Origin of the sequence: Pseudoalteromonas ardens (genome assembly GCF_030125445.1) — a bacterium.
GTDB classification, from domain to species: Bacteria; Pseudomonadota; Gammaproteobacteria; order Enterobacterales; family Alteromonadaceae; genus Pseudoalteromonas; species Pseudoalteromonas ardens.
In genome coordinates this window covers 963,310-976,438 of sequence record NZ_JASJUV010000002.1, presented here as the reverse complement: position 1 = coordinate 976,438, position 13,129 = coordinate 963,310, and the positions used below count along the sequence as shown (strand labels likewise).

The following is a 13,129-nucleotide window of genomic DNA, read 5'->3' as shown; positions in this document are numbered from 1 at the left end:
CTTCTCTCCTTTAAATTAATGATAATGGTGTGCTGATTGGGGCGTATTGAGTGTCTGAGTGGCCCAGCTGACCAGATTTTCATGGGCTTTATGGGCGGTAATAAAGTGCATTAACTCAGTTCGTGTTCGCATACAATGGTGCATGGCAATCAATCCAACTTGCGGATTGGCATGGTCGCATAGCCGGATCATACTTTGATGGACGTCAATGAGCTGCTCACACGCTTTGTGCGGTAAACCCAGTGCCAGGTAGCAATCAGCCAGATTATGTGAGGCGACAATTAGCGCCGGGCAACAATGCATCAGTGCATCTTCCTGGAGCTGCGGATCATACTGATGAGTAAAATGGGCAATTAAATTGCTTACCAGATACAGTGCGCTTTGGTAGTGGTCTCTTGCACTATAGAATGATCGATTTTCAAAAGCACCGTTCCCTGCGGTGATGGCTTTTTGCCAGGGGGCTAGCGCATGCTCTAACTGCTCTGCCGCGCTATTCGACGTTGAATTAGTTTGCAGCATAAGGACTCCTCGTCAAGGGTTACCGGATTTGAACCACTCAATTGTTACAGTTTTAATATGAAAACATAAATAGAAATGATTGTCATTTATATTTGATCTCAATTGAATGTGTACTGCATATTATTGGGTACCAGAAAGCGAACGAGGTAAGAAACGGGGGCTACGGTGGTGACAGAGCGGAAAATTAGCGCGTGGAAGACACGCGCTTACTCATTAAGCTTTTAATGCCAGTACAGCATCAATATCGGCAGCATTGTGGCGCTCTCTCAATTGCTCCCATGGCTCACCGAAGGTACGGTTGACGATCCTGCCTCGTTGAACGGCAGGGCGTGCATCCAGTTGTTTTGCCCAGCGTACAACATGCTCATATTGGTGAACCTGTAAAAACTCACCGGCGTCGTACATTCTGCCTAGTGCAAGGCTGCCATACCAGGGCCAGATGGCAATGTCGGCAATGCTGTATTGCTCACCGGCAACATAGGTATTATTTGCCAGGTGTTTATCCAGTACATCAAGCTGACGTTTTGCTTCCATGGCAAAGCGGTTGATGGGATATTCTTGCTTTTCATCTGCATAGGCATAGAAGTGGCCAAACCCGCCACCAACAAAGGGCGCTGAGCCTTGTGCCCAGAACAACCAGTTAAAGGTGTTTATTCTGTCCGGGCCGGATGCAGGTAATAGCTGTTCAAACTTCTCGGCGAGGTAAACGAGGATGGAGGCTGATTCAAATACATTCACTTCATTTTCACCGCTTTTATCAACCAAAGCAGGAATTTTCGAGTTTGGGTTGACGCCTACAAAGCCTGAAGAAAACTGCATACCCTCACCAATGTGGATCATGTGTGCATCATATTCTGCCTCACTGATCCCAAGCGCCAGCAGCTCTTCCAGCATAATGGTGACCTTTTGTCCATTGGGTGTGCCCATTGAATAGAGTTGCAGTGGGTGTGCGCCTACGGGTAGTGCTTGCTCATGGCGGGCACCGGATTCCGGGCTATTGATGTTGGCCCATTTGTTGTCGCTGTTGGGCTGGTGTGTCCACACTTTGGGTGGGGTATACGTGTTGTTACTCATAAGTTCTCCTTGATTCAAATCGGGGGTAACAGATTAACTCCACCTTAACGTTAATTTTACCGAACTGCCAGTAGCAAAGGGTCTTAAATTGGCTTCAATATACGGTGGAATGAGGGTAACGGGCGGGAAACGCCGTTACCCCGTTATGGAACGTTTATTGTCCCTGATTCATTTCTGTAAGCTTATTGCCTACAGGCACAGAGAAGTTGTAACCATCAAACTTGTCCCAGTTAATTGACCACGTCATAACACCGCCAAAAGCGGGATAAGGCTGGCTGGGCGTAATCGTACCACATTGCGTACCTTTGGTTAGACAGTCCAGTGCCGCAAGGATATTGGCAATAGGTGCCTGGCCTGAGTTGGCCGATTGCGGACCTGAGGGTAGCCCAATGGCAACCTGATCATCTCTCAGTGGCATAAAGCGGCTGCCATCGGCAAGATCAAAGCCTTCAATGAGCATTTTTGCGTGGGCGACCATCATGTTAACTGAACCCTCAGGGGCACTGCCTGGCTCGTATGGGTTGGGTAGCCCACCATTGTTGTAGAGCTGCACATGCAATAAATCCAGCGTGTCTCTGAGTTCGTTGATCAATGGAATGTATGCGCCCCAAATGCCGGAGTAGGCTATCATGCCCCCATGTACATAAGGGTGTTCAGGTGCCATAGTTAAGACCATATTTCCGCCCATATTCTGCTCTATCTGTTTAATTGCCCTGGGCAAACGAGCTTGTATCTGGGATCCGTGTAACAGGTTTGAGCCACTTTCAAGGTCAATATCCAGGCCATCAAATCCCCACTCCTGAATAATAGCCGTGAGGCTGCTGACAAAATTCGCTTCATCAGCATCTGTGTTCAGTGTAATGGTGCCTTCAGCGCCACCCAGGCTGAGCACAAAAATTTTGCCCTGAGCCTGTAGTGCCTGCATATCGGTTTTGAATTTAGCGGGGTCAATGGGTGGGCAGTTAGAGCGAATGTCCTTTTCAAAGGGCTTGAAGTGAACCGTACCATTAGAGGAACGGTCGTTTTCTGCAAAGGCAATGTCAATGATGTCCCAGGCATCGGAGATCTGATCCAATGGAATAGGGCAGCCAGCCGGATTAACAAAGTTATGCCAGTAGCCTATGAGTTTATGAGTTTTGCCAACCGGCGGCGCAATGACTGTGACTGTAGCGGCCGGGCTGCTCGCCGTATCTCCCGATGTGCTGGTCGCAGTTGCATAGATACTGTGTTGGCCAACTGTCGCTGGCGCATAGCTAAACTCATAGGGAGCCTGAGTATCGCTGCCAACTTTTACCCCATTGGCATAAAAATCGACCATCGAGATTTGACCGCTGAGCGCCTGAGCATTGGCTTTGATAGAAATCGTATTACCCAATACATATTTCGTACCCGAAGTCGGGGCGGTTAAATCAACGACCAGTGGCTGATCTGTAACCGTAACCTGGATAGTTTGTTGACTCTGATTGCTCTCGTTATCGGTTGCAACGGCGCTGAGTATAACTGGCCCGGTGTTGCTTGGAGTCCACTCAACAGTCAGTGCATTTTGCGTGGTGCTGCCAAGTAAGGTTTGATCAGCAAATAACTCTAACTGCGAGATGGTCCCGTCTGCATCTGAGGCACTGACGGCTATCTGGGTCGGCTGGTTGCGTAGTAAAGTGGCATTATCATTAGGCTGAGTAAAGCTAATTTCGGGCGCGATTGCACAGATCCCCAAATCGCTCCAGGCGTCCTGCCAGTGTTGACCTGTGCCGGGCTCATAGGCCCACGCAGCACTGGAACTACACCAGCCAGCGATGTCGCAGCGGTATTTGCGATTATTGTGTGCAACCAGCTCACCACTTTGATAGCTTTGACCAGCTCGATAAGTGCTTAGACTTGCGCAGCCACCTGAGCTTGCTGCACTCACCTGAATGGTCACACTGGCTTCAGCGGTGGCGCCTTTATCGTCTTGTGCAATGACTCTGAGCTGTTTGTTGCCGGGGCTCACGGTCACAAAATCATGCCGAAAAGGCGGGGTACTGAGCGTTGTAAGACGCTGAGCATCTTGCCACATTTCGACCTGCACAACCTGGCCATCGGTGTCAGTGGCCTGCACCGCAAGGCTAACGGTATCGCCAACTTTAAATGCTTGGTTGTTTGTCGGTGTATCAATGGTGAGAGCGGGGGGGACATTGCCGTTGTCATCTCGCACCGTAATGCCAGCTGTTGCAGGTGTACTGAGGTTTCCTTTGGCGTCTACAGCCACTGCGCTCACTGTGTGCATGCCCAGCTGTGCAGACCAGGTAAGTTGATAAGGAGGCTGGCTGAGTATACCGACGCTGATGTCGTTGACAAAAAACTCAACCTGGGCGAGATCGCCATCCTGATCACTGGCATTTGCGGCAAAAACAGCGCTGTCATTTTTGTTCAGCACAGCACCGTCTGAAGGACTTACCAAGGTAACCACCGGGGCGTTGCCGCTGATGCACTGGCCAAGTTGTCGCCATACGTCAAAGGTATCTGAATTGTTCGCAGGTAGTTCATTTTGATTGAACCATTTTGCTTCATAAGCTTGAGCCTGAGCACGCACTTGATCCCCTTTGCGGTACACCGTTGAACTGGACCATTCGGCGAGGGCACTACAGTCATAGTTGGCTGTATCGCCCTGGGCCCAGCTGTGTACTGCAATCATTTGCAGGCCTGCGGCACAGCATATCTTCATTAACTTTCTTGTGTTCATAAATCACTCCGTTTTACATGTTGTATGTTTTGTAGACAAAACATTGACAGCATAGAGTGAAAAACAACCAGGATCAATCTGCGGACGCAGGCTTCTCTTTGATTGTGACAACTCGCTGTGGAAATGGGATTTCTATGTTGGCGGTCTGGATTGCGGTATAAATGGCTCCGTTGATAGCCAGTTTATGTTCGATGATTTGAGTGGTTGGGACCCAGTAACGATAGCTTATCAGTACGGCACTGTCGCCAAATGCTTCAATGCCAACCTGAGCTTGCGGGGTGTCTGCGACCGCTTCATGGTCCGCCAAAATACCATTTATAATCGCAATTGCTTGCTCGGCGTTGGCGCTATAAGCGATGCCAATTTCTCCTTTCACCAGCGAGTGAGCGAAGGAGTTTTGCATAATTTCACCAATGATATGCTTATTGGGGATGGTGATTTCGACCTTTTCCTCATTGACCAAAATGGTATGACCCAGCTCAATGCTTTTTACCTGACCACACACGCCTTTAACAGCGATTGTATCGCCCACCACAAACGGTCGGGTCGCAATGATGGCTAATCCAGAGCCGTAGTTGGATAACATGCCCTGGACTGCCAGACCAGCCCCCAGTGAGGCCGCACCGATTGCGGCCACAAACGGGGTCACACTGATCCCTATTTTGCCCAGCGCAATGATGGTGAACATAATAATGAGCAGCACTTTGACTACGTTGCTGATGAAGTTTGTCAGTGTCACATCAATGTTGTGTTTGAGCATCAGGCGCTCGGTGGCTTTAGCCAGCTTCTTAGCCAGCCATAGCCCGAGCAGTAGGATCACCAGGGCACCAATTAATTGCATACTGTAGGTAACCAGGTAGTCCCGGATCAGCACGTAGTAGTGTTCAATTTGTGCAATTTCTTGTTCTATCATGCTGTGCTCCTGCCTTGCCGTTATGATATTTGTGAACGCTTATCGGTTGATCACATTGGGGTTTCTTTTAGTTTAGCTGATTATGCCCTGTAACAGAGTAAAAAGCACTGGCACCCAGCTCGCTGTGAGCACGGCGCTGATTATCATTGCTGCGGAGGCAAAAGCACCGGCGGCAGGATGATGTTCCATCGCTGCGGCTGTGCCGATTGCGTGGCAGGCCACACCCAGTGCGACACCTTTGGCCTGAGGTTGTGTCACGCCAGCTAAAGTGAGCAGTGATAAGCCAAACACGCCGCCCAGCACACCAATCAGGATCACCATAATGGCGGCAATACCAGGCAGGCCGCTTAGTGTGTCTGTCACGATCAACGTAATTGGTGTGGTGACTGACAAAGCCATTAACGACGCCATGAGGGGCTCAGGTGCACTAAACCACTGACAGAGCATAAAGGCTGTGATTGTTGCACAGGAGATCCCCAAAAAGCTGCTGAGGCCAATGAGTATCAGGTAAGGTCGTATTGCATGGAGCTGTTGGTATAACGGCAAAGCGAGGGCAACCACGGCTATCTCAAGAAAGAAACTGATTGGTGTAGTTGCATTGCGGTAGTCAATATAATCAATGTCACCGAACAGCAAAATGGCACTGATCAGCACAATGCAGAGCAACACGGGGTTGAGTATAGGGGAGCGCCAGCGATGATTGATGCGTCGCATGATGGCAAATAAGACCAGCGTGAATGCGCAGCCCACTAGTATATTAATCATGAAATCTGCCCTGACTTGCCAGTTTACCCGTTAGAAATAGGCCCAGTGCGGGTACCAGGATGAGCACGCTTGCCAGCAGCCAGGCATATTGGCTAAATATTGCCAGGTAGTTTATCAAGCCAACACCTGCGGGTATAAAAAACAGGGCCATATACTTTAAAATAGGGTCACAGGAAGGAAGTAAGTGTTTACTCTGAAATATGCCTGATTGCAACAGTCCAAATAGGATCAACAGCCCCAACAAAGGGGCGGGCATGCTCAGTGCAAAGGTTGCTGTGATGAGTTTGGCAGCCCAGAGGCACCCAATCAGAATAGCCAGGGATGCAATAAATCTAAGTGCAGTCATCATAATAGACACGTTCGTGATTAAGTCTTGGGTTATTCTGGATACAATCTGCGTGGTGCACAATGCGACCTTATTACCATTTGCCTCTTGGGCGATAGGACTTGGCTTGTTCCGTTTGACGGCCATTGTGCATCGCAATGCGGGTATTTTTCGACAGTAACAACTTAATCTGATACCAGGTTTCCTGCCACAATAGTTTACGTCGAGGCGGATGATAAGCGCAATTGTAAAGATGTTTAATGGCAGCCAGCGCATCGGGCGAGATGTGTGCGAGTTGAGCGAGCCGCTGTTTTATCGTGTCCAGCGGATCGTCGCTGATTTGCGTAACGAGTCCCAGCTCACAGGCTTGATGGGCATCGATACGTTGTGGATTGGAGGCCAGCCAGAGCGCTTGATCATGACGCACAATACCTGGCAATATGATGCTGGTACTCATATCCGGACACAGTCCCCAGCGCGCTTCCATAATGGCGAACTGAGCATCGGGTGATACAATGCGATAGTCTGCCCCCAGTGCGATGTGTAAACCCCCACCCAGGCAATTACCACGGACTAATGCGAAAACAGGCACGGGCAGAGCACGCCAGCCTAGCGCAACGCGCTGTACCAGATTGGCATTACCTGGCAGCCATTTCCCCAGCAGTGAGAAGATATTGCGGGGTTTTTTCATGACTGCACCGACATCCAGACCAGCGCAAAAATGCGCGCCCTGACCCTGGATCACAACAGCGCGCAACTGACGATCTCGTTTGAGCGTATGGATAATGTTATCCAGCTGCCTGAACATCTCAAAGGATAACGCATTTTGCTTTTCAGGCCGGGAGAAGGTCACCCAGGCGATGCCATCAATTGTCTCTAACTGGACCATATCTTTCCCCTTTTGCTGTGCATCTTCATTATTCTTGTCGGGTCAGCATAGAGTATTTACTTTAAACTTACCACCGTTGTGGGTGGTACTGTGAGAAGGTCAATTTACTGTTTTCATGCATTTGGGCGACATTTTTGTTAAAACTAACTAAAAGCCGTAGCCTTGTAAATTTGCAATTTGCTACTATACCCCTCAATTTTGACAGACGAGGTGATGTAATGTCTGCACGTTTAAGTTCCATCGAAGAAGCAACGCAACAAGCCTATGATATTTTCCTTGAGCTGGCCGGTGATAACCTGACAGCTGAAGACGTTGAGCTGTTCGACAGCCAAAGTGAAGAGTTTGGTTTTATTGAAGACAGTGTCCCTGATGACAGCTGGCATATGTTGGTTGCCTATGATCAGGAAGCTGAAGCTGAGCACTTTATTCAGGTGAGTGTTGGCCTGGAAGTAGCGCAAGGCGATGTCATTTTTGCCAAAATTCTGATCAGTCGCGACCTGGATGCGCCTTTTTGCCACATTGTCTGGAAGCAGTAAGAGAAATCAGCGCTGTGAAATACGCCACTTTTTTCCTTGCCTGCGCAGGGTTGTTACTCAGTACGCAGGCTTTGGCCGTTGATCCGTTTGAAGATTTCCATGAGTATGGAGAGTTATCGGAAGAAGAGATCCATGCGCTTCATGAAGGAGAGTTTTTATACGGCGACGTTGAATTTGGTGCTTTGCTCAATCGGGGCAATACCAGTAATACCGCGTTTAAGCTCAAGAGTAATCTCTATCAGGATTTCAAATACTGGCGTAACCAGTTTAAGTTTGATGGGGCGTATCGTCGCGAGGTTGACCCGGACACAAACATTGAAGACGAAACCGCGTCCCGTTACTTCATTTCCGCACAGGGTAACTATAAAATAGGGCAAAAAAATACGTCTTTGTTTCTGTATGGCGACTATGAGCTGGATAAGTTCAATGGCCGTGAATACACCACCACTTTTGTTATTGGTTATGGTAAGCGTGTCTTTGAAGGGCGCAAAAATACCGTTGATTTAGATATTGGTCCGGGTTTGTCTATGTACAGGCGAGACGATGAGACCGAGTTAGAGCCCGAGCAGGAAAGGGTTGAACGTGGTCACCTGTTGCGTGCTGCATTACAGTGGGAGCGCACCGTTTCCAAACGTACGCGTTTTAATCAGGATATCAGCTATGAAAGATCCGTGTCGGGTCTGGGGGCACGTATTTTTTCAGAAACAGCTTTGATCAGTCAGGTCATGGGCGGTGTTTCTATGAAAGTCGCCTATACCTATCGTTATCACTCCCAGCCTGAAGAAGGCAAAGAAAAAGTAGATAGCGAAATAGGCGTGACGCTCGTATATAGTTTTAATTAAGGTAGTAAGTGCATGTATAAAAAGACGCAGTGGTCTTGGATAATTTGGGCGTTTTTAGGCTGGTTTGCCACTTTTGTTGCCATGGCAATTTATTTATTAGGTCATAATGCACTACTGTATGGTTTCATTGGTATTTTGGCGCTGATTGGCTATTTGTTCTACGGGCTCACTGTACAGGTAGATAAAGCGCAACAGACAGTGAGCTGGTGGTTTGGCCCGGGCATACTAAAGAAATCGGTTAAAGTCACTGATTTGCAGTCGTTTTCGGCCGTGACGAACTCGTTTCGCCATGGCATAGGTGTCAAGATCACCCACGATGGTTGGGTATATGCTGCACATGGCTTTAAAGCCATTGAGTTTGTGCTTGAGGATGGCTCACAGTACCGAATCGGTACTAACGACCAGGAAGGCGTGCTTGCAGCGCTTGAGGAGATCAAAAAAAGCGCCAAATAGGCGCTTTTTTAGCGTATGGGGGCGTGAGTGCTAGTGCGCACAGCCGCCTTCGCTGTGGACGTGACCATGCGCCAACTCTTCCGCTGTTGCTTCACGCACATCCAGTATTTCCACATCAAAGTTTAGTGTGATACCGGCCAGTGGGTGGTTGCCATCAACAATGACTTCGTCGCCTTCTACGCCAATCACAATCACCGTTTGCTCACCTTCGTCTGTGGTGGCACGAAACTGCATACCAACTTCTACTTCCATGTCCTCAAACATGCTTTTAGGCACAGCCTGCATTAAGTTATCGTGACGTTCGCCATAGCCATTTTGTGGCTCAACAGACACACTGAGCTTGTCTCCGGCCTGTTTGCTCATCAGCGCCTCTTCCAGGCCTGAAATTAAATAACCCGTACCCACGATAAACTCAAGCGGTTCATCATCAAAGGTGTTGTCTATGCTGTTGTCATCATTGTCCAACACAGCGTAGTGCATTTTTACAACGGTATTCGGGGCAATCTTCATAATCTTTCCGCTTAATTGTCTTCTAAAGAGTAGGGGAGTGGCTGAACTGTCAGCTCAACTTCCGGGTGCGTTTTGCAACGCAAAACTGCTGAGTCAGTCAAATCGTTGGCCATCACGGCCAGTGCATAATAGTCCTGACTGGCGCTGTCGTAGGCCTGGTGGATCACTTTACCTGCCCGGCGCCAGTTGTCGCCTTCCAGTTGGACTTCAAGCTCTGACTCTTGAGGATGCGCGCTGGCCTGGCCTTTTACGATATAAAGCGCACGTTTATTTTTACCCAAATAACGCATCCGGGCCACCGTCTCCTGACCAGTATAGCAGCCTTTCTTGAAGCTGATTGCACCCAGGGCCTGTAGGTTTACCATTTGAGGCACGTATTCATCGACACTGGTTTCACCGAGTTGTGGTTCTCCAGCCAGGATTGTGGCACTGTCAAACGGTGTTGGGTCAGTGTGAAGCGCAATGCCTTGCGGTAGTGTGTATCCATGCTCGACAATGAGTAAAAGGCGCTGATCATCTAATTTCAGTGCTTTGCTATTATCACCAAATGTACAGGCGTTGGCATCTTGAGCAAAGGTAAGCCCTAACAGGTCGCACGTTTGGGGCAGGTCATCCGTCAGTATGCCAAGCACCTGATGATGCGTTATTTCAATCTCAACCTTGGCGAATACACCATATTTTTTGAGCTCCCGACAGGAAGCGTCGGTCTCGGCCTGAGACCCGAGCAGCAGATAGGCATCGTTTAATTTACTGAGCCTGAGGGTCGCCCACAATTTACCTTTCGGGCTGCAATGCCCGGCCCAAAGGAAGTTATCATCCGTTAGCAGATTAAGATCCTGGGTGACCTGGCCATGCAGGTAACTTAACTTATCGGCGCCGCTTACAGAGATCAATTGTAAACTAAGAGGATATGCATTTGCTTGTGCCATCTTATTGATCCTTGTTGAAGAATTTACCTAATATTACCGTAAATCTTGCGTCTGAGATAGGCGCGAAGGGCGCGATTATTGTTTCTTCACACAGTTAACGCGCACCGCAGGATACGTTATAATCACGGTGACACAATAAAATTTAAGGGTATGTGGAAATTATGGCTGAGTTGTATTCAAAGGCTCGTACAAAATGGGCATGTCGCCGTGGCATGCTGGAGTTGGATATTTTGCTGGAGCCTTTCGTTGATGAAGCGTACGACCAGTTATCTGAGCAGGATAAGTTGGTGTTTCAACGTTTGCTGGAAGTAGAAGACCCCGATTTATTTGCCTGGTTTATGGGCCACGAAGCTTGTCCATATCCTGAGCTGGACACTATGGTAAAGTTTGTCCTTGACCGAGTCCGCGCTTAGTTTTTATTTCCAGCAAAATACACCTGACCACAAAATTATTGTGGTCTTTTTTTGTTGCCTGATGTCAGCATTGCTTATCGTGACGCCAACACTTTGGTGGTGGCACCTGGCAACGTGCTTTTTGGGATACTGCTTTGCCAGACATAAGATGAAATACTATTTCATACTGTCGGGGCAACTGGGGATGTTACCAGAGCAAGGCACACTCATTGTGTCTGCCGGGCAGCAGCGTTGGCAGGGGCAACTCAAGTCTGTACGTCTATACTTTCATTGTTCGCTGTTGCTGACGGTTCAGACAGATAAAGGGACCCGACATATCGGGATCATGCGTCACGCTATGCAAGAAGAATACTGGCGACAATTATGCCGCCAGGTATTTTTGATGGTATGAGGGTTTTCCAGGCTTTCTACCCTTATAAATTGCCGTCAGACTGGCATTTTGGCGCGTCTGAGCTGAGCACTGTCGGCTCTGTGGTTTCAGCACTGTCCGGAAAGTCCAGCGTATAGTGCAATCCTCGGCTTTCTTTTCTGGCCAGCGCACTGCGAATGATCAGCTCAGCCACCTGTACCAGGTTGCGCAGCTCGAGCAGGTTATTGCTTACCCTGAAGTGAGAGTAGTATTCCTGAATTTCCTGTTGCAATAATTCAACCCGGCGAAGTGCCCGCTCCAGTCGCTTGGTTGAGCGTACAATGCCAACATAGTCCCACATAAATAATCTAAGCTCATGCCAGTTGTGGGTGATCACGACTTCTTCGTCTGAATCATTGACCTGGCTTTCGTCCCATTCAGGTAACTCAGGCGGGAGCGGTTGAGTATCTATCTTAGCGAGGATGTCTTTCGCTGCGGCATGGGCAAATACAATACACTCGAGCAGCGAATTACTTGCCATGCGGTTGGCGCCGTGAAGCCCGGTATAAGCCACTTCGCCGATGGCGTATAAATTGCTGATATCGGTCAGACCGTTAAAGTCTGTCATGACGCCGCCACAGGTATAATGTGCCGCAGGGACAACTGGGATCGGCTCTTTGGTGATATCCAGGCCGACACTCAGACATTTGGCATAAATAGTTGGGAAATGTTCGATGATGAAGTCTTTGTCTTTATGAGAAATATCCAGATAGACACAATTGGCACCCAGGCGTTTCATCTCGTAGTCGATAGCACGGGCAACAACATCACGGGGTGCTAACTCTTCCCGATCATCAAAATCGGGCATAAAGCGGGTCCCATCTGGGCGTCTCAGCAAAGCGCCTTCGCCACGCATGGCTTCGGTGATCAGAAAATTCTGAAGCTCAGGGTGGTACAGGCTGGTTGGGTGAAACTGATTGAACTCCATGTTTGCCACACGACAGCCGGCACGCCACGCCATAGCGATACCATCACCACTGGACACATCCGGGTTAGAAGTATAAAGATACACTTTACTCGCGCCACCTGTTGCCAGGGCAACAAATTTGGCAGTGACCGTTTCGACCCGGTTGGCACGGCGGTTATAGACGTACAAGCCTTGAACAACCTTGTGATCTGAGGTGCCCTGGGTGATCAAGTCGATGGCGTTGTATTGTTCCAGTAGCAGAATATTAGGATGCTCCTGAACACGTTCAATTAAAGTTGATTGCACTGCTTTGCCGGTGGCATCGGCGGCGTGCAGTATACGACGATGACTGTGCCCCCCTTCCCGGGTAAGGTGAAAACGCTCCCGTCCTTTACTGTCAAACTCCATATCAAATGGCACGCCTTGCTCAATTAACCACTTGAGGCATTGCTTGGCATTGGTGGCTGTGTAGTGCACCGCTTCTCTGTCACAGAGGCCGGCACCGGCGGCCAGCGTGTCATCAACGTGTGATTCTATGCTGTCATTCTTCTTATCAAACACCGCAGCTATGCCACCTTGTGCGTATAGAGTTGAGCCTTCACGCAGCTCGCCTTTACTGAGCACAGTGACGCGGCATGTGTTTGCAAGCGATAAGGCCAGACTTAATCCAGCTGCGCCGCTGCCGACGATAATGACGTCTGTTTGGTGTTGAACTTGTTCTTTCATGTTAGTGGGTCTTAGCTAATTAAACCTGTTATTCTGCGTGTTTTGATAATTCTGCTATGCTTAGCCCAGTAAGGCTGCTAGCTGAAATATCTAACACCGAATACGTTTATGACGTGACAATACGGGGTATTTTAAAAAAAATATCAAAAAAACAGAACTTTTTATTCAGCACTTAGTCAGAGTAGCTGTAAAAGATGGCA

The 13,129-nt window shown here is 48.8% G+C and carries 15 protein-coding genes; 5 read left to right on the top strand and 10 right to left on the bottom strand.

The window, feature by feature from the left end; all coding sequences use genetic code 11:
- Positions 1–15: 15 nt before the first annotated feature.
- The 7 genes from QNM19_RS09335 to QNM19_RS09305 form a co-directional block, all read right to left on the bottom strand.
- Positions 16–519, bottom strand: coding sequence for a hypothetical protein (locus QNM19_RS09335; protein WP_049866398.1), 504 nt, complete (start codon positions 517–519; stop codon positions 16–18).
- A 213-nt stretch (positions 520–732) separates the two neighbouring features.
- Positions 733–1,593 carry a glutathione-dependent disulfide-bond oxidoreductase gene (yghU, locus tag QNM19_RS09330; protein ID WP_049866397.1) on the bottom strand — a complete coding sequence of 287 codons (861 nt, stop codon included), beginning with the start codon at positions 1,591–1,593 and terminating at the stop codon, positions 733–735.
- 154 nt (positions 1,594–1,747) lie between these two features.
- Complete coding sequence (locus QNM19_RS09325; protein ID WP_284026621.1) at positions 1,748–4,312, bottom strand: Ig-like domain-containing protein; 2,565 nt, start codon at positions 4,310–4,312, stop codon at positions 1,748–1,750.
- 73 nt (positions 4,313–4,385) lie between these two features.
- The gene (locus QNM19_RS09320; protein ID WP_049864291.1) at positions 4,386–5,225 is read right to left on the bottom strand and encodes a mechanosensitive ion channel family protein; all 840 of its coding nucleotides are present in this window, start codon (positions 5,223–5,225) and stop codon (positions 4,386–4,388) included.
- Between the two features lie 72 nt (positions 5,226–5,297).
- Positions 5,298–5,990, bottom strand: coding sequence for an LrgB family protein (locus QNM19_RS09315; protein ID WP_049864290.1), 693 nt, complete (start codon positions 5,988–5,990; stop codon positions 5,298–5,300).
- Positions 5,983–6,339, bottom strand: a complete 357-nt coding sequence (locus QNM19_RS09310; protein WP_049864289.1) for a CidA/LrgA family protein — start codon at positions 6,337–6,339, stop codon at positions 5,983–5,985. The genes QNM19_RS09315 and QNM19_RS09310 overlap by 8 nt, the downstream gene beginning before the upstream one ends.
- Positions 6,340–6,409: 70 nt before the next feature.
- A complete protein-coding gene (locus QNM19_RS09305) occupies positions 6,410–7,204 on the bottom strand; it encodes a crotonase/enoyl-CoA hydratase family protein (protein ID WP_049864288.1) in 795 nt (264 codons plus the stop codon).
- 218 nt (positions 7,205–7,422) lie between these two features.
- Here QNM19_RS09305 and QNM19_RS09300 point away from each other — a divergent pair, with 218 nt between their 5' ends.
- From QNM19_RS09300 to QNM19_RS09290, 3 genes are read left to right on the top strand one after another with little or no spacing between them, the layout of a single operon-like run.
- Complete coding sequence (locus tag QNM19_RS09300; protein ID WP_049864287.1) at positions 7,423–7,740, top strand: DUF440 family protein; 318 nt, start codon at positions 7,423–7,425, stop codon at positions 7,738–7,740.
- A 14-nt stretch (positions 7,741–7,754) separates the two neighbouring features.
- A complete protein-coding gene (locus tag QNM19_RS09295) occupies positions 7,755–8,582 on the top strand; it encodes a DUF481 domain-containing protein (protein ID WP_049864286.1) in 828 nt (275 codons plus the stop codon).
- Between the two features lie 12 nt (positions 8,583–8,594).
- Positions 8,595–9,035, top strand: coding sequence for a hypothetical protein (locus QNM19_RS09290; protein WP_049864285.1), 441 nt, complete (start codon positions 8,595–8,597; stop codon positions 9,033–9,035).
- A 30-nt stretch (positions 9,036–9,065) separates the two neighbouring features.
- Here QNM19_RS09290 and QNM19_RS09285 read toward each other — a convergent pair whose 3' ends face one another.
- Together QNM19_RS09285 and ygfZ are read right to left on the bottom strand one after the other, a co-directional pair.
- A complete protein-coding gene (locus QNM19_RS09285) occupies positions 9,066–9,545 on the bottom strand; it encodes an FKBP-type peptidyl-prolyl cis-trans isomerase (RefSeq protein ID WP_049864284.1) in 480 nt (159 codons plus the stop codon).
- Between the two features lie 11 nt (positions 9,546–9,556).
- Positions 9,557–10,474, bottom strand: a complete 918-nt coding sequence (gene ygfZ / locus QNM19_RS09280) for a CAF17-like 4Fe-4S cluster assembly/insertion protein YgfZ (RefSeq protein WP_049864283.1) — start codon at positions 10,472–10,474, stop codon at positions 9,557–9,559.
- 161 nt (positions 10,475–10,635) lie between these two features.
- Between ygfZ and QNM19_RS09275 the strand changes: the two genes are divergently transcribed.
- Together QNM19_RS09275 and QNM19_RS09270 are read left to right on the top strand one after the other, a co-directional pair.
- Entirely contained in the window at positions 10,636–10,887 is a 252-nt protein-coding gene (locus tag QNM19_RS09275; protein WP_010382320.1) for an FAD assembly factor SdhE, read from the top strand.
- Positions 10,888–10,927: 40 nt separating this feature from the next.
- Positions 10,928–11,278 carry a protein YgfX gene (locus QNM19_RS09270; protein ID WP_349654724.1) on the top strand — a complete coding sequence of 117 codons (351 nt, stop codon included), beginning with the start codon at positions 10,928–10,930 and terminating at the stop codon, positions 11,276–11,278.
- A gap of 22 nt (positions 11,279–11,300) precedes the next feature.
- On the opposite strand, the gene nadB is transcribed toward QNM19_RS09270, so the two are convergent.
- Positions 11,301–12,929, bottom strand: a complete 1,629-nt coding sequence (nadB, locus tag QNM19_RS09265; RefSeq protein WP_049864281.1) for an L-aspartate oxidase — start codon at positions 12,927–12,929, stop codon at positions 11,301–11,303.
- Positions 12,930–13,129 lie beyond the last annotated feature (200 nt).